The 21,732-nt window shown below is 70.2% G+C and carries 17 protein-coding genes; 3 read left to right on the top strand and 14 right to left on the bottom strand.

Annotated features, from left to right (window positions below; all coding sequences use genetic code 11):
- Positions 1 to 73: 73 nt before the first annotated feature.
- Positions 74 to 1,873 (top strand): 5'-nucleotidase C-terminal domain-containing protein, encoded by a 1,800-nt coding sequence (locus ACIOEW_RS05005; protein WP_362551558.1) that lies wholly within the window; start codon positions 74 to 76, stop codon positions 1,871 to 1,873.
- 888 nt (positions 1,874 to 2,761) lie between these two features.
- On the opposite strand, the gene ACIOEW_RS05000 is transcribed toward ACIOEW_RS05005, so the two are convergent.
- The 3 genes from ACIOEW_RS05000 to pepN form a co-directional block, all read right to left on the bottom strand.
- Entirely contained in the window at positions 2,762 to 4,180 is a 1,419-nt protein-coding gene (locus ACIOEW_RS05000) for a lysine N(6)-hydroxylase/L-ornithine N(5)-oxygenase family protein (RefSeq protein WP_401961302.1), read from the bottom strand.
- A complete protein-coding gene (locus ACIOEW_RS04995; RefSeq protein ID WP_401961299.1) occupies positions 4,177 to 5,580 on the bottom strand; it encodes a pyridoxal phosphate-dependent decarboxylase family protein in 1,404 nt (467 codons plus the stop codon). Before ACIOEW_RS04995 ends, ACIOEW_RS05000 begins: the two co-directional genes overlap by 4 nt.
- A 298-nt stretch (positions 5,581 to 5,878) precedes the next feature.
- Positions 5,879 to 8,485: an aminopeptidase N gene (gene pepN / locus ACIOEW_RS04990; protein ID WP_401961297.1), complete on the bottom strand. Its 2,607-nt coding sequence runs from the start codon at positions 8,483 to 8,485 to the stop codon at positions 5,879 to 5,881.
- 127 nt (positions 8,486 to 8,612) lie between these two features.
- Between pepN and ACIOEW_RS04985 the strand changes: the two genes are divergently transcribed.
- Complete coding sequence (locus ACIOEW_RS04985; RefSeq protein WP_362551414.1) at positions 8,613 to 9,188, top strand: MarR family transcriptional regulator; 576 nt, start codon at positions 8,613 to 8,615, stop codon at positions 9,186 to 9,188.
- Positions 9,189 to 9,469: 281 nt separating this feature from the next.
- Here ACIOEW_RS04985 and ACIOEW_RS04980 read toward each other — a convergent pair whose 3' ends face one another.
- The 11 genes from ACIOEW_RS04980 to ACIOEW_RS04930 form a co-directional block, all read right to left on the bottom strand.
- Positions 9,470 to 10,537 (bottom strand): Rieske 2Fe-2S domain-containing protein, encoded by a 1,068-nt coding sequence (locus tag ACIOEW_RS04980; RefSeq protein WP_401961295.1) that lies wholly within the window; start codon positions 10,535 to 10,537, stop codon positions 9,470 to 9,472.
- 7 nt (positions 10,538 to 10,544) lie between these two features.
- On the bottom strand, positions 10,545 to 10,775 hold the full coding sequence (locus ACIOEW_RS04975) for a recombinase-like helix-turn-helix domain-containing protein (protein WP_362551408.1): 231 nt from the start codon (positions 10,773 to 10,775) through the stop codon (positions 10,545 to 10,547).
- Positions 10,776 to 10,800: 25 nt separating this feature from the next.
- Positions 10,801 to 11,763 carry a PDR/VanB family oxidoreductase gene (locus ACIOEW_RS04970; RefSeq protein ID WP_401961292.1) on the bottom strand — a complete coding sequence of 321 codons (963 nt, stop codon included), beginning with the start codon at positions 11,761 to 11,763 and terminating at the stop codon, positions 10,801 to 10,803.
- Positions 11,760 to 13,430, bottom strand: coding sequence for a thiamine pyrophosphate-binding protein (locus tag ACIOEW_RS04965; protein WP_401961289.1), 1,671 nt, complete (start codon positions 13,428 to 13,430; stop codon positions 11,760 to 11,762). Before ACIOEW_RS04965 ends, ACIOEW_RS04970 begins: the two co-directional genes overlap by 4 nt.
- Positions 13,431 to 13,465: 35 nt before the next feature.
- Positions 13,466 to 14,251 carry an SDR family oxidoreductase gene (locus tag ACIOEW_RS04960; protein WP_362551399.1) on the bottom strand — a complete coding sequence of 262 codons (786 nt, stop codon included), beginning with the start codon at positions 14,249 to 14,251 and terminating at the stop codon, positions 13,466 to 13,468.
- Between the two features lie 162 nt (positions 14,252 to 14,413).
- Entirely contained in the window at positions 14,414 to 15,172 is a 759-nt protein-coding gene (locus ACIOEW_RS04955) for an SDR family oxidoreductase (protein WP_362551396.1), read from the bottom strand.
- Positions 15,172 to 15,693, bottom strand: coding sequence for a cupin domain-containing protein (locus tag ACIOEW_RS04950; RefSeq protein ID WP_401961287.1), 522 nt, complete (start codon positions 15,691 to 15,693; stop codon positions 15,172 to 15,174). Before ACIOEW_RS04950 ends, ACIOEW_RS04955 begins: the two co-directional genes overlap by 1 nt.
- Positions 15,694 to 15,739: 46 nt before the next feature.
- Positions 15,740 to 16,474, bottom strand: coding sequence for an alpha/beta hydrolase (locus ACIOEW_RS04945; RefSeq protein ID WP_362551552.1), 735 nt, complete (start codon positions 16,472 to 16,474; stop codon positions 15,740 to 15,742).
- 104 nt (positions 16,475 to 16,578) lie between these two features.
- Positions 16,579 to 17,418 carry an aspartate dehydrogenase domain-containing protein gene (locus ACIOEW_RS04940; protein ID WP_362551394.1) on the bottom strand — a complete coding sequence of 280 codons (840 nt, stop codon included), beginning with the start codon at positions 17,416 to 17,418 and terminating at the stop codon, positions 16,579 to 16,581.
- On the bottom strand, positions 17,415 to 18,386 hold the full coding sequence (locus tag ACIOEW_RS04935) for a VOC family protein (protein WP_401961286.1): 972 nt from the start codon (positions 18,384 to 18,386) through the stop codon (positions 17,415 to 17,417). Before ACIOEW_RS04935 ends, ACIOEW_RS04940 begins: the two co-directional genes overlap by 4 nt.
- Before the next feature lie 29 nt (positions 18,387 to 18,415).
- Positions 18,416 to 19,897 carry an aldehyde dehydrogenase gene (locus ACIOEW_RS04930; RefSeq protein ID WP_401961284.1) on the bottom strand — a complete coding sequence of 494 codons (1,482 nt, stop codon included), beginning with the start codon at positions 19,895 to 19,897 and terminating at the stop codon, positions 18,416 to 18,418.
- Positions 19,898 to 20,218: 321 nt separating this feature from the next.
- Between ACIOEW_RS04930 and ACIOEW_RS04925 the strand changes: the two genes are divergently transcribed.
- Positions 20,219 to 21,652, top strand: coding sequence for an MFS transporter (locus ACIOEW_RS04925; protein ID WP_362551385.1), 1,434 nt, complete (start codon positions 20,219 to 20,221; stop codon positions 21,650 to 21,652).
- The last annotated feature ends 80 nt before the right edge of the window (positions 21,653 to 21,732 follow it).

The following is a 21,732-nucleotide window of genomic DNA, read 5'->3' as shown; positions in this document are numbered from 1 at the left end:
GCGTGCGTGGGGTCTACGCGCGTTGTGTACGGACAGAACTGTGCACGGAGAGATCAGAGATGTGGGAGACGAGATGCCGCTGAACCGAAGGACGTTCCTGGGCACATCGGCCGCGGCCGGTGCCGGTGTGGCCATGGTGGGTGCCGGGGCGGTGCCTGCCGAGGCGCATGGCCACGGGCACGGGCGTCCGCAGAAGCGGTACTCGTTCACCGTGATGGGGACGACGGACCTGCACGGGAACGTCTTCAACTGGGACTACTTCACGGACAAGGAGTTCGACGACAAGGCTCACAACGATGTGGGTCTGGCGAAGATCTCGACGCTGGTGGACCAGGTGCGTCGGGAGAAGGGTCGTCACAACACCCTGATGATCGATGCGGGTGACACGATCCAGGGCACGCAGTTGTCGTACTACTACGCGAAGATCGATCCGATCACGGCGAAGCGCGGGCCGGTGCACCCGATGGCGCAGGCGATGAATGCGATCGGTTATGACGCGGCTGCGCTCGGCAATCATGAGTTCAACTACGGCATTCCGGTGTTGCGGAAGTTCGAGGAGCAGTGTGATTTTCCGCTGCTGGGTGCGAACGCGCTGGATGCGAAGACGTTGCGGCCGGCGTTCGCGCCGTATGTGATCAAGAAGCTGCGTACGCCGCACGGCCGGGATGTGAAGGTTGCGATTCTGGGTCTGACCAACCCGGGGATCGCTATCTGGGACAAGGCGAACGTGGGCGGGAAGATGGTGTTCCCGGGGCTGGAGGAGCAGGCGGCGAAGTATGTGCCGCGGCTGCGTTCGATGGGTGCGGATGTGGTGATCGTGTCGGCGCACTCGGGTAGCAGTGGGACGTCGTCGTACGGTGATCAGATTCCGTATGTGGAGAACGCGGCGGGTCTGGTGGCGGAGCAGGTGCCGGGGATCGACGCGATCCTGGTGGGTCATGCGCACCTGGAGATCCCTGAGTACTTCGTGGAGAACAAGCAGACCGGTAAGAAGGTGGTGCTGTCCGAGCCGCTGAAGTGGGGGCAGCGGTTGACGTTGTTCGACTTCGACCTGGTGTGGGAGAAGGGTCGCTGGGTGGTCGAGAAGGCCGGTTCGCAGGTGTTGAACTCGAACACGGTGGCTGAGGACCCGAAGATCACGAGGATGCTGGCGGACGAGCACACGAAGGTGGTTGCGTACGTCAACCAGGTGATCGGGACGTCGACTGCGGCGATGACGACGGCCGAGGCGGCGTGGAAGGACGAGCCGATCATCGATCTGATCAATGTCGTCCAGGCGGAGACGGTGAAGGCGGCGCTGGCGGGTGGCGAGTACGCGGCGCTGCCGGTGTTGTCGCAGGCGTCGTGTTTCTCGCGTACGGCGCAGATTCCTGCGGGGAATGTGACGATCAAGGATGCGGCGGGTCTTTATCCGTTCGAGAACACGCTTGAGGCGCGGTTGCTGACGGGCGCGCAGATCAAGGACTATCTGGAGTTCTCTGCGCGGTACTACGTGCAGACGGCGGCGGGTGTTCCGGTGGATACGGCGAAGCTGACGAACGCGGACAACACCCCCGACTACAACTATGACGCGGTGTCGGGTCTGACGTATGACATCGACATCGCGAAGCCGAATGGTTCGCGGATCGTGGGTCTGTCGTTCGAGGGCAAGGCGATTGATCCGGCTGCGCAGTTCGTGCTGGCGGTGAACAACTACCGGGCGAGCGGTGGGGGCAACTTCCCGCATGTACCGGGTGCGAAGCAGTTGTGGGCGAATTCGGAGGAGATCCGGAACACGATCATTGCGTGGGTGCAGGCGAAGGGCTCGGTGGACGGTGCGGAGTTCGCGTCGGTGGACTGGCGTCTGACGCGGGACGGTGTGCCGGTGTTCTAGCGATCGGTAGCGTTGGTTTGAGGGTTCCGCCGGCGGCGTGGCGTCCAGGAGGTGTCTGGGCGCCGCGCCGCGGGCGTTTCGGGCCCGTGAGGGCGGGTGGTTGGCCGGCGGCGGCTTCCGCCGGCGCCGGTGGATCGGGGGGTGCCGGGTGCGGTTGTCGACGGCGCGCTGCCGGTGGCGCCGTGGCGAGGGATCGTCGGCTCATCCGCCGAGACTTTCAGTTGCTGACAGTGGGCATGGGAGTAAAGTCGTTCCGCCGGTGACTGCAAGGGTGCGGTCACCCGGGTCTGATTCCCTGTTCGCATCGAGCAATCCAAGGACGACCGTGGGCAAAGAAAGATCGAAGAAGCCCTTGATCGAACTGCACGTGGGTGGCCTTCACCTGGTCATTACGCGTGTCCCGGCTCTTCTCAGCATTATTCTGGTGCTGAACGCGGCTCCCGTGATTAACAGCATCACGGCGCTCGCGTCGAGTCGCTGACGAACCTCGGCCTTCAACTCGGCTCTCTGAACTGGTGGAATGAAAAGGCCCTTGGCCCTGTTCCGCCGCCTCGTTCTCAAGATTCACAGCAGGTGTGATCTTGCTTGCGATCATTGTTATGTCTACGAACACGCTGATCAGAGCTGGCGTACCAGCCCGAAGGATGTCTCTGAACAGGTAGTTCCACTGGCGGCTCTGCGATTCGCCGAGCCTGCTGGAACACATGCACTGCCCTCCGTGTCAGTGATCCTGCACGGAGGGGAGCCGTTGTCGGCAGGTGCCCCGCCGGACGGTGTTCCGTCCGGGGAAATATCGGTGCCGTTCTCGTCGGCATCGTCTGTTTCGGTCTCCGTATCCATACCAACGGGCTGTGGCTCGACCCCCGCCTTCTCTGTGTGCGGGGTGGGTCAGTTGGTTTGTACGAGGGGGGTGAGGCCCGGGCTCTGTGCGGGGATGCCGGGGTGGTGGGGGGTGAGGCCGAAGGTGGTGAAGGCGGTGCGTTGCGGGAGGGGGTAGGGGGTGGCGCCGGTGAGGTTGTTGAGGATGGTGGCGCTGCGCCAGGCGGCGAGGCCGAGGTCGGGGGCGCCGACTCCGTGGGTGTGGCGTTCGGCGTTCTGTACGTAGATGTTGCCGGTGATGGCGGGGTCGAGGTCGAGGCGGTACTGGTCGTCGATGCGGGGGCGTCCTGAGGCGTCGCGGCGGAGTTGGGTGCCGAGGCTGCCGAGGATGTGGTCGAGGGGGCGTTCGCGGTAGCCGGTGGCGAGGACGACTGCGTCGGTGGTGAGGCGGGAGCGGGTGCCTTGTTGGGTGTGTTCGAGGTGGAGTTCGACGCGGGTGGTGGCGACGCGGCCTGCGGTGCGTACGTGGACGCCGGGGGTGAGGGTGGCGTCGGGCCAGCCGCCGTGGAGGGTGCGGCGGTAGAGCTCGTCGTGGATGGCGGTGATGGTGTCGTGGTCGATGCCTTTGTGGAGTTGCCATTGGTGGGGGACGAGTTGGTCGCGTACGGGTTCGGGGAGTGCGTGGAAGTAGCGGGTGTAGTCGGGGGTGAAGTGTTCGAGGCCGAGTTTGGAGTACTCCATGGGGGCGAAGGCGGGGGTGCGGGCGAGCCAGTGGAGTTTTTCGTGGCCGGCGGGGCGGGCGCGGAGGAGGTCGAGGAAGATTTCGGCGCCGGACTGTCCTGAGCCGATGACGGTGATGTGTTCGGCTTCGAGGAGTTGTTGTCGGTGGTGGAGGTAGTCGGCTGAGTGGATGACGGGGACGGTTCCGGCGTCGGTGAGGGGTTTGAGGGGTTCGGGGATGTGGGGTTCGGTTCCGATGCCGAGGGCGATGTGGCGGGTGTGGGCGCGGCCGAGTGCTTCGGCTTCGCCGTCGGGGTCGAGTTGGGTGAAGTCGACTTCGAAGTGGGCGTGTTCGGGGTTCCAGCGGATGGCGTCGACTTGGTGGCCGAAGTGGAGGCCGGGGAGTTGTTGGCTGACCCAGCGGCAGTAGGCGTCGTATTCGGCGCGTTGGATGTGGAAGCGCTCGGCGAAGTAGAAGGGGAAGAGCCGGTCGCGGGTGCGTAGGTAGTTGAGGAGGGTCCAGGGGCTGGTGGGGTCGGCGAGGGTGACGAGGTCGGCGAGGAAGGGGACTTGGAGGCTGGCGCCGTCGATGAGGAGGCCGGGGTGCCAGTGGAAGGCGGGGCGTTGTTCGTAGAAGGCTGTGGCGATCGGGGTGGGGATGCCGTGGGCGAGGGCGGCGAGGGAGAGGTTGAAGGGCCCGATTCCGATGCCGATGAGGTCGTGCGGCTGGTCGGTGTCGGGGGTGGGACGGTCGGGCCGGGCTGTCATCGGTGCGTGCTGCCTTCTGTGAGTTCGGTGGTGAGGTGGGTGACGAGGTTGAGGAGTTTTTGCAGGTCGTCGGGGGTGGTGTGGGGGTTGAGGAGGGTGGCTTTGAGCCAGAGGCGGCCGTGGGTGCGGGTGCGGCCGAGTACGGCGTGGCCTCGGGTGAGGAGGGTGCGGCGGATGGTGGCGACGGTGTGGTCGTCGGTGTTGGTGGGGCGGAAGAGGACGGTGGTGATGGTGGGTCGGTCGTAGAGGTCGAGGGTGGGGGTTTTGGTGATGAGGTCGGCGAGGTGGTGGGCGGCGGCGCAGGTGCGGTCGATGAGGTCGGCGAGTCCGGTGCGGCCGAGTGCTTGGAGGGTGACGGCGATTTTGAGTGCGTCGGGGCGGCGGGTGGTGCGGAGGGAGCGGCCGAGGAGGTCGGGGAGTCCGGCTTGGGTGTCGTCGTCGGCGTTGAGGTAGGGGGCGTGGTGGTGGAGGGCGTCGAGGTGGTGGTGGTCGGGGACGGCGAGGATGCCGGCTGATGCGGGTTGCCAGCCGAGTTTGTGGAGGTCGAGGGTGACGCTGTGGGCGCGGTCGAGGCCGTTGACCTTGTGGCGGTGGGCGGGGCTGAGGAGGAGGGGGCCGCCGTAGGCGGCGTCGATGTGGAGTTCGGCGCCGTGTGTGTCGCAGAGGTCGGCGATGTCGGTGAGGGGGTCGATCTGGCCGGTGTCGGTGGTTCCTGCGGTGGCGGTGACGAGGAGGGGTGCCTGTCCGTGGTGGCGGGTGAGGGTGTCGGCGAGGGCGGTGAGGTCGATGGTGCCGTGGGGGGCGGGGACGGTGAGGGGTGCGGGGAGGCCGAGGAGCCAGGCGGCGCGGGTGATGCTGTGGTGGGCGTTGGTGCCGCAGATGGTCTGGACGGGGCCGTGGCGTTCGCGGGCGAGGAGCAGGGCGAGTTGGTTGGCTTCGGTGCCGCCGGTGGTGATGAGGGCGTCGGGGTGGGTGTGGTGGGGGTAGATCTCGGCGGCGAGTGCTGCGGTGGTGGCGGCTTCGAGGGTGGAGGCGGCGGGGGCCTGGTCCCAGGAGTCCATGGAGGGGTTGAGGGCGGAGGCGGCGAGGTCGGCGGCGGTGGCGAGGGCGAGGGGTGGGGTGTGGAGGTGGGCTGCGCAGAGGGGGTCTGCTGGGTCTGCGGCGCCTTCGGTGAGCGCGCCGATGAGGGTGGCGAGGGCGTGGTGGGGGCCGGTTCCGTGTTCGGGGATGACGGGGTCGAGGGCGGTGCGCGTGTGGGCGGTGACGGTGTCGGGTCCGCCGGCGGGGAGGGGGCCGTTGCGGCGGCGGGCGCCTTCCTGGAGTGCGGTGAGGACGGTGTCGATGAGGGGGCGCAGGGCGGTGGGGCCGGTGGTGGATCCGGCGAGGGGAGGGGTGGGCATGGGTCGGTGGCCCTTCGGGTGCGCACGGGTGGACATGCCAGCTTGTCCGGGTTTCGGTGGGCGTTGCCGGGGAGCCTGGTGATCTGAACTCGAAAGGGGGATGGGTGGGCGCTTGGGGGTGTCGGTGAGGGGGTCGGGTGGTAGTGGGTTCGGGGTGGTTGAGGTGCGTGTGGTTGTGGGTCCGTACATGGGTGTGCCCGGCCTGCCCTCGGGGTGAGGGCGGGCCGGGCACGGGTGGTGCGGGGTGGTGCGGGGTTCGGGTCAGTGGGCGTTGCGGACGGTGAGGGCGCGGCTCAGGTCAGTGGGCGTTGCGGACGGTGAGGGCGCGGCTCAGGTCGTCGATCTGGTCGGCGAGTTTGCGGCGCAGGGCGGGGATGAGGGCCTGGTCGGTGAGGGCTTGTTCGCCGAGGTGGAGGCTGTCGGCGTCGATGGCGTAGGCGGGGAAGGCGTAGCGTCCGGCGGCTTCGGCGATGGCGGGGCCGCGGCGTACGGCGAGGGCGGTGGCCTCGGGGTAGTAGCGGGGTACGTAGGTGGCGACGAGCTCGGTCTGTTCGGGCTGCCAGAAGCCTTGGGCGGTGGCGGTGAACAGGTAGTTGGAGAGGCTGTCGTCGGTGAACATGGCGTGCCAGGCTGCGGCCTTGGCCTCGGCGGTGGGCAGAGCGGCGCGGCAGCGGGCGGCGCCTTCCTGGCCGGTGGCGCTGGGGTCGGCTTCGAGTTCGGCGGCGATGGCGGTTTCGTCGGTGGCGCCGAGGACGGCGAGGCGGGTGAGGACGCGCCAGCGCAGTTCGGGGTCGAGTTCGGGGCCGCCGGGGACGGTGCCGTCGGTGAGCCAGCCGTGGATGGTGTCGGGCTGGGTGGCGGCGTCGATGAAGTGGCGTACGGCGGTGAGGCGGAGGCCGGGTTGGGCGCCGTCCTCGGTGCGGCGGATGAGGTCGCGGGTGAGGGCGGTGAGGGTGGCGAGGGCGGCGGGGCGGTCCTCGGGGGTGACGTAGCGTGCGGCGATCTGGGTGTCGGCGAAGGCGAGGACGCCTTGGAGGAGGGCCAGGTCGGTTTCGTGCGGAAGGTGGGTGCGCGCGGCTTCGAGGTAGGTGGCGGGGGCGAGTTCGCCGTCGCGGACCATGTCGCGGGCGGCGTTCCAGACGACGGCGCGGGTGAGGGCGTCGGGGATGCCGGAGAGGCTGTTCAGGACGGTGTTCCAGGAGCCGGGGTCGAGGCGGATCTTGGCGTAGGTGAGGTCGTTGTCGTTGAGGACGACGAGTGCGGGGCGGCGGCCGGGGCGGGTGGTGGTGCTGTCGCTGCCCTGGTTGGTGGTGCTGTCGCTGCCCTGGTTGGTGGTGCTGCCGCTGCCCTGGGTGGTGCTCGCCTGCGTGGCCGTGTGGCCGTCCTGGGGGCTGCTCTCCTGGGGGATGCCGATGTCGAAGCGGTCGCGCAGGACGAGGCGGTCGGGGCCGGACTGGGTGTCGATGGCGTGGTCGTAGGTGCCGACGGTGATGCGGTGGGGGCGGGTGCCCTGGTGGTCGACGGTGAGGGACCAGGTGGTGTCGGTCTCGGTGAGGTGCGGGGTGAGGGTGTCGACTCCGGTGGTGCGCAGCCACTGCTCGGCCCAGGCGTGGACGTCGCGATCGGTGGCGGAGGCGAGGTTGTCGATGAAGTCGGCGAGGGTGGCGTTGCCGAACCTGTGGCGGGCGAAGTGGGTGTTGATGCCGGCCAGGAAGTCCTTCTCGCCGAGCCAGGCGACGAGTTGGCGCAGGGCGGAGGCGCCCTTGGCGTAGGAGATGCCGTCGAAGTTGAGCATCGCGGACGCGGTGTCGGGGACGGCGGCGGGGTCGGGGGCGACGGGGTGGGTGGAGGGGCGCTGGTCGGCGTCGTATCCCCAGCCCTTGCGGGCGACGCCGAAGTCGACCCAGGTGTCGGTGAAGCGGGTGGCTTCGGCGAGGGTCTGGTAGCCCATGTACTCGGCGAAGGACTCGTTGAGCCAGATGTCGTCCCACCAGGTGAGGGTGACGAGGTCGCCGAACCACATATGGGCCATCTCGTGGGCGATGACCATGCCGCGGGTCTGGCGTTCGGTGTCGGTGACGGCGGAGCGGTAGATGAATTCGTCGCGGAAGGTGACGAGGCCGGGGTTCTCCATGGCGCCCGCGTTGAACTCGGGGACGAAGGCCTGGTCGTAGGAGTCGAAGGGGTAGGGCTCGTCGAACTTCTCGTGGAACCGGTCGAAGCAGGCGCGGGTGATGTCGAGGATCTCGTCGGCGTCGGCGTCGAGGTGGGGCGCGAGGGAGCGGCGGCAGTGGATACCGAAGGGCAGTCCGGCGTGTTCGGTGGTCACGGAGTGCCAGGGGCCTGCGGCGACGGCGACGAGGTACGTGGAGACGGGCGGTGTGGGGGCGAGGGTCCAGCGGCCGTCGCCGGTGTGCTCGGCGATGCCGTTGCCCAGGACGGTCCAGCCTTCGGGGGCGGTGACGGTGAGCGCGAAGACGGATTTGAGGTCGGGCTGGTCGAACGCGGCGAAGACGCGCTGGACGTCCTCCATGAAGAGCTGGGTGTAGACGTAGGTCTCGTTGTCGGTGGGGTCGGTGAAGCGGTGCATGCCTTCGCCGGTGCGGGAGTAGCGCATGGCGGCGTCGATGTGCAGTTCGTGGGGGCCGGTGGTGAGGCCGGTGAGGGGGAAGCGGTTCTCGTCCAGGTCCGCGGGGTCCAGTGCGTGTCCGTCGAGGCTGATGGAGCGCAAGGTGGCGGGCTTGATCTCGACGAAGGTGTCACCGTCGGCGAGGGCGGTGAACTGGATGACGGTTCGGGAGTCGAAGGTCTCCTCCCCCGCGGTCAGATCGAGGTCGATCGTGTACCGCTGTACGTCGAGGAACTGGGCTCGGGCCTGCGCTTCATCGCGCATCAGTACGGACATGGGAGCCATGCTGCCGTATGCGGTGGGCGGTGTGCAGGCGGGTTCTCGCAGGGCTGACGGGTCCGCCCCGGTCCTTTGAGGGCTAAGATTCTTGATGACGTTGTACCTGCACGGAGGAGTGCCCGGGATGGCGAAGAAGCAGGCTTCCGCGAGTTCCGGCGTTGCCGGGGGTTCCGGGGATGCCGCGGGGTCCGCGCCGCGGCAGGATGCGGTGGCGTCGATCGTGGCGGACTGGCGGCGGGAGCGGCCTGAGCTGGATACGGCTCCGCTGGAGGTGTTCGGCCGTCTGCATCGGGCGTTCCTGCGGTACAGCGCGGCGATCTCACGGCCGGTGGAGCGCAAGGGGCTGTCGATGGCCGGCTTCGATGTGCTGACGGCGCTGCGCAGGGCGGGGGCGCCGTTCCGGCGTACGGCGGGTGAGCTGGCCGATTCCGGGCTGATCAGTTCGGCGGGGGTGACGCTGCGGATCGACCGGCTGGAGAAGGACGGGCTGATCCGGCGGGAGCGGGATCCGCAGGACCGCCGGGTGGTGCACTCGCGGCTGACGGACGAGGGGCTGTCGGTGATCGACGAGCTGTTCTCGGAGCATCTGGACAATGAGCGGCGGATGCTGGCGGGGCTGACGCCGGCGGAGTGCGCGCAGTTGGCGGGGCTGCTGGAGAAGCTGGAGCGGTCTGTGCTGGCGGCGGAGTCGGGCGCGTAGCGGTGCGCTCTGTGGGGACCCCGCTCCTGCCGGGCACCGTTGCCCCGGTGCGGGGCGTGTCCTCAATCGCCGGACGGGCTTGATTCCGGGCACCGTTGCCCCGGTGTGAAGGTGTCCTCAATCGCCGGACGGGCTTGGTTCTGCCGGTGGCAGGCTTGAGCCGACGGCGTCGGCCTCCGCGGCACCGTATGTCCTCAATCGCCGGACGGGCTGGTTCTGCCGGGGTCCGGGCTGATGGTGCCGGTGCCCGGATCGGCGGTGCCGGCGATTGAGGACATCGGTCAGGCCGTCGCCGCCTGGGCTTCCGCCTCTGTGCGGTACATGCGGCGGACCCGGACCACGCCGAGGTCGTGCTGGTAGAGGTTCTCCGCCTGGTCGGCGTCGGTGCGCAGGTCCTCCAGCATGATGCGGTCCTGTTCGAGGACGTCCCAGTGGCGGTCCTCCAGGAGCGTCTTGTAGAGGAAGCGCCAGGTGTCGCGCTGCCAGCCCGTCACCTTGCGGTAGCGCCAGAAGAAGACGGCGCAGCGGTCCTCGTCGATGGGGGTGGCCATGCCGACGATGCCGAAGGGTCCGCCTGGGCCGGCGGTCGGCGGGTAGGGGATGGTGAGGTCGACCCAGTCGACGCCGGTGCGGCAGAGCTCGACCCAGTCGAAGTTGACGCCGCTCTGGTCGGTCTTCTCGAAGAAGAACCCGCGCTCGGTCTCGCGGATGCGGAAGCGTGCGGTGGTCTGTCCCTCGGCCATGCTGTGCGAGTCGCGGTGGAGGAACGAGCCGTGCATGGGGTCGAGCAGGTTCTCCACCGCGTAGCGCCAGTTGACGTTCCACTCGGCGTAGCAGAGGAAGGCGGAGGTGCCGGGGTCGGTGAGGTGTTCGGGCAGCACGAGTGGTGCCGGTTCGGGGTGCTCGTTGTCGCCGAAGTAGGCGAGGATGCCGCCGGCGGTCTCGATGACGTGGGGGGCTGCGACGAGCTGTTTGCCTTCGAGGTTGCAGCCGGGCAGGCCGGGTACGGCGGCGACGGTGCCGGTGCCGTCGACCTGGACGCCGTGGTACCAGCAGGCGATGCGGTCGCCGAGGTGCTTGCCGAGGGAGAGGCGGGCGCCGCGGTGGGGGCAGCGGTCCTCCAGCATGTGGAGGGTGCCGTCGGCGCGGCGGAAGAGGAGCCATTCCTCGCCGAGGAGGGTGAGGCGCTTCATGCCTCCGGCGGGGACGAAGTCGGAGGGGCAGACGGCGTACCACTGGTTGCGGATGCCGGTGGCGAAGAGCCGGTCGGCGGTGCGGTTGCCGGGGCGGGCGACCTCGGAGGGGCGGGTGGGGGTACCGGGGTCCACGGTGGGGGTGTCGGTGGTCATGGTCGTCTCACGCTCCCAGGCGTCGCATCTCGTTGCGGAAGGTTTCCTCGGTCCACGGGCTGCCGTCGGGTCCTGGCAGGTCGCGGGCGTTGAGTCCGGCGACGAGGCCGGGCAGGTCGTGGGCTCCGCTGCCGAAGACCTCTTCGATCACTGCGGCGAGCTTCTTCTCGTACGGGGTGGGCTCGGTGGTGCGTGCCTGGTTCGGGTTGAGGTACGGCGGGGTGGTCGGGCTGGTCATGTCGGCTCCCTTCGGGGGGGGTGGTTCAGAGGTCGAGTACGAGGCGGGGGGTGCGGGCGCGGGAGACGCAGAGCATCATCGAGGCGCCCGCTTCGCGTTCGGTTTCGGTGAGCAGGAAGTCACGGTGGTCGGGGGTGCCTTCGAGGACCTTGGTCTCGCAGGTGCCGCAGATGCCGTCGCGGCAGGAGGAGGTGACGGGGATGCCGGCGTTCTCCAGTGCGTCGAGTGCGGTGGTGCCGGGGCCGACTTCGACGGTGCGTCCGGTGCGTGAGCAGACGATGTCGAAGCTGCTGTCCTCGCCGTCGCGGGGTGCGGCGGTGGGTGCGGCGAAGCGTTCCGTACGGGCATCGGGGCAGCGTTCCTCGACGGCGGCGAGGAGCGGTTCGGGGCCGCAGCAGTAGACCTGGGTGCCCGGCGGCAGGTCGCCGAGGAGGGTGTCGAGGTCGATGTGGCCCTGTTCGTCCTGGGGGACGAATTCGACGGATCCGCCGGGCAGTTCGGCGAGTGCGGCAAGTTCTGTACCGAAGGCCATGGAGGTGCGGGTGCGGCCGCCGTGGACGAGCCGCCACGGGGTGTTGGTGCGGGCTGCTTCGCGGGCCATGGCGAGGATCGGGGTGATGCCGATGCCGCCTGCGATGAAGAGGTAGCCGGTGGCGTCGCCCGTGGTGTCGAGCTCGAAGTGGTTGCGGGGGCCCTGGACGTGAAGGGTCTGGCCGGGGCGGAGCTGGGTGTGGACGTGGGCGGAGCCGCCGCGGGAGGCGGGTTCGCGGAGGATGCCGATGCGCCAGTGGGTGGTGTCGGCGGGGTCGGAGCACAGGGAGTACTGGCGGATGTGTCCGCCGGTGTGTACGTCGATGTGGGCTCCGGGCTGCCAGGCGGGGAGCGGGGCGTTGTCCGGGTGGGTGAGTTCGATGCTCAGGACGCCGTCGGCCTCCCAGGTCATGCGGTGGACGAGCAGGTCGAGCCGGGGTTCCTCGGCGGGCGTCATGACGGGTTGCCTCCTTCTCCAGAGGTATCGGTGGCGGTGGCGGGGAGCTTGACGGGCGGGGTGAACGGGGTGTTCATCGGGCCGAGTGCGGCGAGGTCGATCTCGACGAGGGTGGGGCCCGGGGAGGCGATGGCCTCCTTGATGACGGGTCCGGCGTCGGCTTCGGCGGCGATCCGTGCGTACGGGAGGCCTACGGCGGCGGCCAGGAGGGCGAAGTCGGGGGTGGTGAGGTCGACTCCGGAGCGGCGGGGGAAGTGGTTGTCCTGCATGTTGCGCAGGACGCCGTAGCCGCCGTCGTTGAAGACGAGGAGGGTGAGGTCGGGCTTCTCCTGGGAGAGGGTGAGGAGTTCGCCGAGGTGGACGGCGAGTCCGCCGTCGCCGGCGATGACGACGGTGGGGGTGTCGGGGCGGCCGAGTGCGGCTCCGATCCCCATGGCGAGGCCCTGGCCGATGCCGCCGCCGCGGGGGAAGACGTTGGTGGCCGGGTCGGTGATCTCCAGGAGTCGGTTTCCCCAGGTGGAGGAGGGGATGGTGACGTCGCGGGCGATGACGGATCCGGGCGGGCAGGCGTCGCGGACGGCGTCGTTGATCGCGGCCTGGGGGCCGATGGCGTGGCGTTGCGCGGTGCGGGCGTCGGTGCGGGCCTTGCGGACGCGGTCCGGCCAGCTCGTCTCCGTACTACCGCTGGTGACGCGTCCAAGGAGTGCGGCGAGGACGGTGGCGGCGTCGCCGTGCAGGGCGCAGGTGGCGGGGTAGACGCGGCCGGGGGCGGCCGGGTCGAGGTCCAGCTGGATGTGGACGGCGGGGAGTTCGAGGCTGTAGTCGGAGGTTTCGTTGGAGCGGAAGTGGGTGCCGATGGAGAGCAGGACGTCGGCTTCGGCGAGCAGGGCGCGGCCGGCGGGTGCGGTGGCGTAGTTGCCGAGGACCCGGTCGTCGGATTCGGGGACGGAGCCGCGGCCGGAGTTGGAGGTGACGAGTCCGGCGTTCAGCGCGTCGAGGAGTGCGGCGAGTTCGGGGCGGGCGCTGTTGGCTCCGCCGCCGGCCCAGACGAGGGGGCGGTGGGCGGCGGACAGCAGCGCTGCGGCCTGGTCGAGGAGTGCCGGGTCGGGCAGTGCGGGGGTGGCCGCCTTCGGCACGGGGGTGCCGGTGAGCTGCTGGGGGGCGAACTGCAGGTCGATGGGCCATTCGACGCTGACCGGTCCGTGCGGTGCGGTGAGGGCGCGGGCCGCTGCGTCGCGGAGGATGTCGCCGGCGTGCGCGGCGTCGGTGACGGTGACGGCGTGGGTGGAGACCGCGCGGAGCATGCCGAGCTGGTCCTTGGTCTCGTGGATGAAGCCGCGTCCGGAGCCGAGGTATTCGCTGTCGATCTGTCCGGTGATGTGGAGGACGGGGGTGCCGGAGCTCAGGGATTCGATGAGGGATCCTGCGGCGTTGCCCGCTCCCGTACCGGTGCTGGTGAGGGCGCAGCCGAGGTTGCCGGTGGCGCGGGCGTAGCCGTCGGCGGCGTTGACCGCGGCGGCTTCGTGGCGGACGGGGACGAAGCGCAGGTCGCGGTCGACGGCTTCGACGAGCGGCAGGTTGTGCACGCTGACGATGCCGAACACCGTGTCGACGCCGAGTCCGCGCAGCGTCTCGACGAGCAGGTCGCCGCCGTTGGGTTGGGTCATGTCGTTGCGCTCCTGAAGTGGGTGGGGGTAGGGGGTTACGCGACGCTGCGGTTGACGCCGCCGCAGACGTCGACGGTGGTGCCGGTGATGTACGAGGCCCTGGGTGACAGGAGTGCGGTGACGGCGTAGGCGACTTCGTCGGCGTTGCCGAGACGGCCCAGCGCGATGCCGCGGTCGGCGGCGAGTTCGGCCTGCCAGGCGGGGTAGTCGAGGGGGCTGCCGGAGGCGGCGTAGCGGCGTTCCCACTGTCCGGTGTCGACGAGGCCGAGGCAGACGGAGTTGACCCGGATGCCGTCGGGGGCGAGTTCCTTGGACAGGGAGGTGGAGAGGTTGAGGATGCCGGCGCGGGCGGCGCTGGTCGTCATCAGTGCGGTCTCGGGCTGTTTGGCGAGGACGGCGTTGATGTTGACGACGGAGGCGTTGCCGGAGGCGCGCAGGTGGGGCAGGGCGGCGTTGAGGGGGTTGAGGACGCCGAAGAACTTGAGTTCGAGTTCGTCGCGCCAGTCGTCGGCGGTGGTCTCGGCGAAGGGCTTCATCCGGGAGGCGCCGGCGTTGTTGACGAGTCCGTCGAGGCCGCCGAGGCGGGCCGCCGCGTTCTCGGTGAAGGCCTGCACGGCGGCTTCGTCGCGTACGTCGCAGGGGGCGTGGTAGAGCGATTCGGGGCCGGCGAGTCCGTCGAGGGCGGTGGTGAGTGCGTCGGCGCGGCGGCCGCAGGTGGCGACGCGGGCGCCTTCGGCGAGCAGCATGCGGACTGTGGCGAGGCCGACTCCGGAGCTGCCGCCGGTGACGAGGATGCGGCGGCCTTTCAGGTGGAGGTCCATGGGGCGGGCTCCTTTCGGTCTGGGGGCGCGGGTGTGGATGAGCCGGGGCGGTCCGGCGCACCGCCTTGTCCTCGGTCGCCGGCCGGGCTTGACCGGCCCGCCGGACGGGCCTGGCCGGTCCGCCGGACGGTTTCAATGGCCGCCGGAACGGGCTTGATCCGGTCAGTGCATCGTGAATCCGCCGTTGACCGCGAAGGTCTGGCCGGTCATGTAGCCGGACTCGTCGCCGATGAGGAAGGCGATGAGGCCGACGAGGTCGGCCGGCTGCTGGGGCCGGGAGATCGCCCGGTTCAGGCGGTACAGCTCGTGGCGTTCGGCGGGGATGTCGACGGCGGACTCCCCTTCGGTGAGGCCGGGGGCGACGGCGTTGACGGTGATGCCGAAGTCGCCGGTCTCGCGTGCCATGGCCCGGGTCAGGGAGATGACGGCGCCCTTGGAGGCGATGTAGTGGGCGAGCCGGGGGGAGCCGTACAGGGCGGCGTCCGATGCGAGGTTGACGATGCGTCCGCTGCCGTGTTCCCGCATGAGCGGGAGGAGGGCGCGGGCGACGAGCCAGGGGCCGCGGGCGTTGACCGTCATGATGCGGTCCCAGGCTTCGACGTCGATCTCGTGGAAGGGTTTGCCTCCCACCGCGTTGGCGAGTCCGGCGTTGTTGACCAGTCCGTACAGCCGGGTGCCGTCTCCGGCGAGGGTCGCGGCGAGTGCGGTGACGGATTCCGGGTCGGCGACGTCGAGCGGGAGGAAGTCGGCGGTGATGCCCTCGGCGCGCAGGTCGTGGGCGGCCTGTCTGCCGGTGGTCTCGTCGAGTTCGGCGATGACGACGCGGTGGCCGTCGTTGCCGATCCGGCGGGCCGCGGCCAGTCCCAGGCCGCGGCCGGCGCCGGTGACGACGACCGTACGGGGGGTGTCGTCGGTGGCCATCAGTCGCGGGTGATGCCGTGCATCGGGGAGTGCTCGGGGTAGGTGGGGACCTGCGGCTTCTGCGTGCCGATGATGACGCAGAACAGGGCGTCGGTGTCGCCCTCGTTCTTCAGGGAACGGGCCACTCCGGCGGGGACGACGATCATGTCGCGGTAGCCGAGGGTGCGGTATTCGGCCTCTTCGGCGCCGCGGTGGATGCCGACCTTGACCTGGCCCTCCAGGACGAAGAAGGCCTCCTCGACGTCGTGGTGGGTGTGTTCGGGGCCTTCGGCGCCCGGCGGGAGCAGCATGTTGGAGAGGGTGAAGCCACCGGAGGGCAGGATGCGGTTGTCGTTCTCGTGGTTACCGGTGGCGCCGGAGCCGACGTAACGGATCTGGGCGCGGCGGTACTGGGCTCCGGCCTTCTCCTGGAAGGAGAGGGTGTTCCAGTCGGGCTCGCGGGAGTCCTTGGTGGCGATGAGGGAGTCGGTGAACTTCGCGAGGTCGCCGTCGGTCTCGTACGGGGTGTTGTCGATGGGCACGAGATGCTCCTTGGTTCGGTGGTGGGGGTGGGTGGTGACTGCGTCGTTACGCGGGTACGCGGGCGACGACGTGGAGGTGGGCGCGGACCCAGGCGTTGAAGGCCTCGGGGCGTTCCTGGTTGGAGAGGTGTCCGGCGCCGGAGAGGGTGACGTACACGGATTTGGTGAGTCCGCCGGCGATGGCCTGTGACTCGTCGGTCCCGGTGACGGTGTCCTGCTCGCCGCACAGGACGAGGGCCGGTGCGGTGATGGCGGGCAGGTCGTCGGTGAGGTCGGCTTCGGCCATGGACGCGGCGGCGTATCCGTAGCCGGGGCTCCGGACGGAGGCGGCCATGGTGGCGACGACGCGTTCGACGAGTTCGGGGGGTGCGCCGGCGGAGACGAGGCGTGGTCCTCGGGCCGCGGCGAAGGTTCCGGGTCCCTGGTCGGCGAGTTGTCCGGCGCGCTCTCGCATGGAGCGGGCCTTGTCCGGGTGCGTTCCGGAGCCGCGGCTGGAGTCGGCGACGATCAGGGAGGCGACGAGGTCCGGGTGGCGGGTGGCGAGGCGCAGTGCGATGACGCCGCCCCACGAGACGCCGAGGACGTGGGCGGGGGCGCCGTGTTCGCGGATGAGGGCGGCGGCGGTGTCGGCGTAGCCGTCGAGGCCGGGGGCGTGGGCGGGGTCGGCGGAGTCCGCGTATCCGGGGGCGTCCCAGGCCACGACCCGTACCTGGTCGGCGAGTCCGTCGAGTTGGGGGGTGAAGGCGGCGGAGGAGGAGCCGATGCCGTGGAGGCAGAGCAGGAGCGGGGCGTCGGGGTCGCCGGCTTCCCGGGTGTGGACGGCCCCGGCGGAGGGGGCGGCGGTGTCGACGGCGGCCGGCGCGGCTTCCGGGCGGGTCGTGGCGGTCACAGGATCTGTCCTGCCCTGCCGACGACGGCGCCGAGGCTGCGGAGCACGGCGTGCGGGACGACCTGGCTGGTGGCGGGGTTGGCTTCGTCGGGCCGGTGGGCCACCTCGAAGCGGTACGTGCCGTGCGGGCCGGCCGCTTCGATGACGTGCCGGGTGAGGGTGGCGGCCGGGTCGGCGACGACGACGACCTCGACGAGGGCGGGGTCGCCGGTGGCGAGGGCGACGGATGCGGCGACGTTGGTCGACTTGGGGAACTTGACCGGTACGTCGATCGCGGTGCCGCGCATCACCTCGACGGGTTCGGTGGTGGTCCGCAGCCGCTCGGTCAGCTCCGCGTCCATCCATGGCTGGTGGAGGGTGCCGGGGAGCTTGGTGGTGGTGAGGGTGACGGAGGTGAGGGGGCCGAGTCCGCGGACGGCCTGGAGGAGGTCGAGTCCGCCGACGGCTCCGCCGGTGAAGTAGACGCGTCCGGGTCCGGCGGCGCGCAGCCGGTCGGTGAGGTCGGGGTCGACGAGGGCGCCGGTGGAGGCGATCAGCAGGTCGGCGCCGCTGTCGAGGACGCGCTCGGCCCATTCCCGTACGACGGCCTGGCCCGCTGCTTCGACGATGAGGTCGCAGACGGCGAGGGCGTCCTCGAAGGAGAGCTGGGGTGCGGGGGCGTCGACGAGGGGGCGGTTGTCGATGATGCAGGTGAGTTCGGCGCCGGGGATGTGGCCTTCGGCGAGTGCGGTGCCGACGACGCGTCCGATGGCTCCCCAGCCGACGAGGCCGATGCGGCGCACGGGGCGGGCGGGTCGGGTGGTGGTGTCCGGCCGGGGGGTGAGGGTGGCGGTCATGCGGTCACCTCTTCTGGTGCGTCGGTGGGGGTGGCGAGGGGGCCGGGGTCGGGGGTGCCGGCCATGTGGCAGCGGATGGCGGGTGAGGGCGGTCCGGCGGTTCCCCAGAGGTCGGAGAGGTCGGGGGTGCGGCGCCACACCTTGGCGATCCAGGCGTCCTCGACGATCTGGGCGACCTCGGAGGTGTATTCGCAGACGAGCCCGGCGGGGTCGGTGAAGTACGAGAAGGTGTTGTTGCCGGGGCCGTGCCGGCCGGGCCCCCACTGGGGGTTGATGCCGTGGTGGCGCAGGCGCCCGAGGCCGCGCATGAAGTGGTCGACGGACGTCATCTCGTAGGCGACGTGGTTGAGCGAGGTCCAATCGGCCTGGTTGAACGCGATGCAGTGGTGGTCGGCGTTGCAGCGCAGGAACGCCATCTGGTGCTCGGACCAGTCGGAGACGCGCAGGCCGAGGACCGAGGTGTAGAAGGCGACGGCGGCGTCGATGTCCGTGGTGTTGAGGACGGTGTGGGTGACGCCGACGGGGACGGCGGCGTCCCGGCCGCGCGGGGTGACGGCGTGGGTCTGGGCGCTGAGTTCGATCAGCCGGCCCTCGGGGTCGGTGAAGCGGAGTCCGTAGCCGCCGCCGACCTGGTCGAGGGGGCCGGGGCCTGCGACGGGGACGATGCCCCGGGCGAGCAGGCGGCGGGCGGCCTCGTCGATCTCGGCGGGGGTGGCGACGGCGAAGGTGATGCGGCCGAGGCCGTTGCCTTCGCCGCGGCTGAGGTGGAGGACGTGGTGCTCCTCGCCGGTGCCGCGCAGCCAGGTGGCGTCCGTTTCCTGTTCGACGGGCTCCAGGCCCCAGACCTCGCGGTAGAAGTCGGCGGACTCGGTGAAGGCGGGGGTGCGGAGCTCGACGGAGCGCAGGGCGCGGAGCCGGGCGACGGGTTCGAGGGACGGGCGGCGGGCGTGGGGGTTTTCGTACGGCATGGGGGGCTCCGGCTTCTTCTCGCTCGGCTTCACTGGGTTGCCCAGGGCAGCGGGGTGGTGTCGGTGGCCCAGTAGAGGGACTTCTGCCGCTGGTAGCCGCGGATGAGGTCGCGGCCCTTCTCGGTGCCGATGCCGCTGTCCTTCAGCCCGCCGAACGGGGTGGAGATGCTGAACTGCTTGTACGTGTTGATCCAGACGGTGCCCGCGTCGACGCGGCGGGCGAGGCGCCAGGCTCTGGCGTGGTCGCGGGTCCAGATGCCGCAGGCCAGTCCGTACACACTGTCGTTGGCCTGGGCGACAAGGTCGTCCTCGTCGTCGAAGGGCAGGGCGACGATGACCGGGCCGAAGATCTCCTCCTGGCAGACGCGGGCGGTGTTGGGCAGGCCGTCCAGGACGGTGGGGAGGTAGTAGGCGCCGTCGCGGTAGCGCTCGCCTTCGGGGGCCGCTCCCCCGCAGCGGACGGTGGCGCCCTCCTCGCGGGCCAGGTCGACGTAGGCGGCGACGCTGTCGCGGTGACGGTGGTGGACGAGCGGGGCGACCTGGGTGTCGGGGTCGGTGCCGGGTCCGACGCGCAGCTTCTCGGTACGGGAGACGAGTTCGCCGAGGAACTCCTCGTACCGGGAGCGGGCGATGAACAGCCGGGAGCCGGCGATGCAGCTCTGTCCGCTGGAGGAGAAGACGCCGTACATGACGCCGGCGAGCGCCTGCTCCAGGTCGGCGTCCTCCAGCACGATCGTCGGGGACTTGCCGCCCAGCTCCAGCGAGATGGGGACGAGCTTGTCGGCGGCGATGTGGGCGAGGGTGCGGCCGGTGGCGGTGCCGCCGGTGAAGGTGATCTTCTCCACGGCCGGGTGGCGGACGATCGCGTCGCCGATGACGCTGCCGCGGCCGGGCAGGACGGAGAACAGGGCGGCGGGCATCCCGGCCTCGGTGAGTGCCTGGTGGACGAGGCGGCCCAGGGCGAGCGCGACGAGGGGGGTCCACTCGGCGGGCTTGAGGAGGACGGCGTTGCCTGCGGCGAGTGCGGGGGCGACCTTCTGGGCGTCGCTGGCGATCGGCGAGTTCCAGGGGGTGATCGCGCCGACGACGCCGATGGGCTCGTGGACGCTCATCGTGACGTACGGGCCGCGGGAGGGGGTGACGGTGTCCTCGGCGGTCTCCAGGGCGGCGGCGGTGTAGCGGAAGGTGCCGGCGGCGCTCAGGACGAGGGCGTGGGTCTCGGTGCGGCATTTGCCGGTGTCGGCGGTCTGCAGGGCGGAGAGCCGGTCGGCGCTCTGCTCGACGAGGTCGGCGATGCGGTGGAGCAGCCGGGCGCGGAGGTGGGCGGGGAGCTCGCGCCAGGCGGGGTCGTGGGCGGCGCGGGCGGCGGCTGCGGCGGCCTCCTCGACGTCGTCGAGGGATGCGGCGTGCACGGTGGCGATGACCTGGCCGGTGGCCGGGTCGACCGTCTCGATGAGGGCACCCCGGCCCTGCCGCCACTGCCCCGCGACCAACACCTCGTCGGCAAGCATCAGTTGGCCTCCTGCAATCGAATCGGTTACCTCAGGCCTAAAAATCTAAGTGCTTAAGTATTTATCCGCAAGCCCCCTCGGCAAAATCTCCTTTTGCCTCGAAGGTCTTGACGGCGGCCACCCCTGGGCAGGTAAAACTTAAGCGCTAAGAAGCTAGGCACTTATAGAAGTTTCCAGAGGGCAGTGGGAGATTTCACAAGCTCACGAGCGCCGCACGGCCGTCCCCCACCCGTACGCTCAGCTGACTCACGACTCCTCTGCAACCTCGTACACCTGGCTCCCCAACCGCTCCGGCCCCACGCGGAGCAGGAGGAACCCTGGATGAGCACCGACATCTCGAAGGACGCCGCACCGGGCCCGTCGCCGGCCGGCACCACCCGCGCCACCATCGCCGCCCGCTTCGAGCGCCTGCCGCTCTCCCGCTGGCATGTCACCGTCCGCCTGATCGTGGGTGTCGTCACCTTCTTCGAGGCCTTCGACCAGCTGCTGATCGCCTACGCACTGCCGGAGCTCCGCGACGAATGGCAGCTGTCCACGGGCGACGCCACCGCGGTCCTCACGGTCGGCTCGGCCGGCATGCTGATCGGCGCCCTGCTCTCGGGACGGCTCGCCGACCGCTACGGCCGGGTGAAGGTGATCGCGTACTGCGTGGCCGCGTCCGGCATCGCGAGCCTGGCGCTGACCGCCTGCACCTCACTCACCCCGTTCCTGGGCCTTCGCTTCCTCCAGGGACTTGCGATCGGGGGCGAGGTGCCGGTGGCGGCGGCCTTCATCAGCGAGATCACCCGGAGCTTCAAGCGGGGCCGCTTCGTCCTGCTGTACGAACTCGTCTTCCCGGCCGGCCTCACCATCGGCGCCCTCGTCGCGGCCTGGGTGGTCCCGGCGGCGGGCTGGCGCGTGATGTTCGCGGTCGCCGCCGTGCCCGGCCTGCTGGCCTTCCTCGTCCAGCGCAAGGTCCCGGAGTCGCCGCGCTGGCTGGCGGAGCGGGGACGGCTGGACGAGGCCGAGGCGGTCATGACCGAGATCGAGGCCAAGGTATCGGCGGCGACGGGTGAACCACTCCCCCGGCCGGCCGGCCCCGCAGCCACCGCTCCGGAGCCCACGGCAGCGGCCGCCACCCCGGCGGAACGCGCAGCGACCGGCGTGCGCGGCCTGTTCACCGGCCGCTACCGGCGCCGCACGCTGGTCGTCGGCGTGATCTGGTTCACCGGCTACTTCGTCAACTACGGCGTGACGTCCTGGCTGCCCAGCATCTACAAGGACGAGTACGGCCTCACGCTCTCCGACGCCCTGCTCTACTCCACGGTGACCTCGGTCGCCGGCCTGCTCGGCTGCCTGATCGTCGCCCTCACGGTGGACGTCCTGGGCCGGCGCCGGATCTTCGCCCTCTGCCTCGGTGCCTCGGCCGCGCTCCTGCTCACCCTGGCCGCACTCGGCGCCGGCACCCCCGCACAGGTCCTGATCTGGACCTCCCTCTCCGCGGTCGGCTTCTTCGGCTCCAACATCTGCCTGTACCTGTACACGCCCGAGCTCTACCCGACCCGGATGCGCGCCCTGGGCTGCAGCGTCGGCGGCGCGGTCAACCGGCTGGGCGTGATCCTCGGCCCGATCCTGGTGGGCGTGGTCTACGCGGCGGGCGACAGCGTCGCGGCGGTGTTCGTGATGCTGGGCGCGGTGGCCGTGGTGGGCGCTGTGGTGGCGGGGACGCTGGCGGAGGAGACGGCGAACCGGCCGCTGGAGGAGATCTCGCCCTGAGGCCTGATCTCTGAGGTCTGAGCCCCGCGCTCTGAGCCCCGCGCTCTGAACTCTTAGTTCTTAGCTCCGAGTCCTGAACT

Origin of the sequence: Streptomyces sp. NPDC087901, from assembly GCF_044742205.1 — a bacterium.
Classification (GTDB): domain Bacteria; phylum Actinomycetota; class Actinomycetes; order Streptomycetales; family Streptomycetaceae; genus Streptomyces.
Note: the sequence above shows the minus strand (reverse complement) of the source record. Positions and strands in the feature narration are given on the sequence as shown.

What these genes read in the sequence shown, in the direction of transcription:
- ACIOEW_RS05005 (WP_362551558.1), top strand. Translation starts at nt 74, where the DNA reads ATGCCGCTGAACCGAAGGACGTTCCTGGGCACATCGGCCGCGGCCGGT.
- ACIOEW_RS05000 (WP_401961302.1), bottom strand. Translation starts at nt 4,180, where the DNA reads ATGACAGCCCGGCCCGACCGTCCCACCCCCGACACCGACCAGCCGCAC.
- ACIOEW_RS04995 (WP_401961299.1), bottom strand. Translation starts at nt 5,580, where the DNA reads ATGCCCACCCCTCCCCTCGCCGGATCCACCACCGGCCCCACCGCCCTG.
- pepN (WP_401961297.1), bottom strand. Translation starts at nt 8,485, where the DNA reads ATGTCCGTACTGATGCGCGATGAAGCGCAGGCCCGAGCCCAGTTCCTC.
- ACIOEW_RS04985 (WP_362551414.1), top strand. Translation starts at nt 8,613, where the DNA reads ATGGCGAAGAAGCAGGCTTCCGCGAGTTCCGGCGTTGCCGGGGGTTCC.
- ACIOEW_RS04980 (WP_401961295.1), bottom strand. Translation starts at nt 10,537, where the DNA reads ATGACCACCGACACCCCCACCGTGGACCCCGGTACCCCCACCCGCCCC.
- ACIOEW_RS04975 (WP_362551408.1), bottom strand. Translation starts at nt 10,775, where the DNA reads ATGACCAGCCCGACCACCCCGCCGTACCTCAACCCGAACCAGGCACGC.
- ACIOEW_RS04970 (WP_401961292.1), bottom strand. Translation starts at nt 11,763, where the DNA reads ATGACGCCCGCCGAGGAACCCCGGCTCGACCTGCTCGTCCACCGCATG.
- ACIOEW_RS04965 (WP_401961289.1), bottom strand. Translation starts at nt 13,430, where the DNA reads ATGACCCAACCCAACGGCGGCGACCTGCTCGTCGAGACGCTGCGCGGA.
- ACIOEW_RS04960 (WP_362551399.1), bottom strand. Translation starts at nt 14,251, where the DNA reads ATGGACCTCCACCTGAAAGGCCGCCGCATCCTCGTCACCGGCGGCAGC.
- ACIOEW_RS04955 (WP_362551396.1), bottom strand. Translation starts at nt 15,172, where the DNA reads ATGGCCACCGACGACACCCCCCGTACGGTCGTCGTCACCGGCGCCGGC.
- ACIOEW_RS04940 (WP_362551394.1), bottom strand. Translation starts at nt 17,418, where the DNA reads ATGACCGCCACCCTCACCCCCCGGCCGGACACCACCACCCGACCCGCC.
- ACIOEW_RS04935 (WP_401961286.1), bottom strand. Translation starts at nt 18,386, where the DNA reads ATGCCGTACGAAAACCCCCACGCCCGCCGCCCGTCCCTCGAACCCGTC.
- ACIOEW_RS04930 (WP_401961284.1), bottom strand. Translation starts at nt 19,897, where the DNA reads ATGCTTGCCGACGAGGTGTTGGTCGCGGGGCAGTGGCGGCAGGGCCGG.
- ACIOEW_RS04925 (WP_362551385.1), top strand. Translation starts at nt 20,219, where the DNA reads ATGAGCACCGACATCTCGAAGGACGCCGCACCGGGCCCGTCGCCGGCC.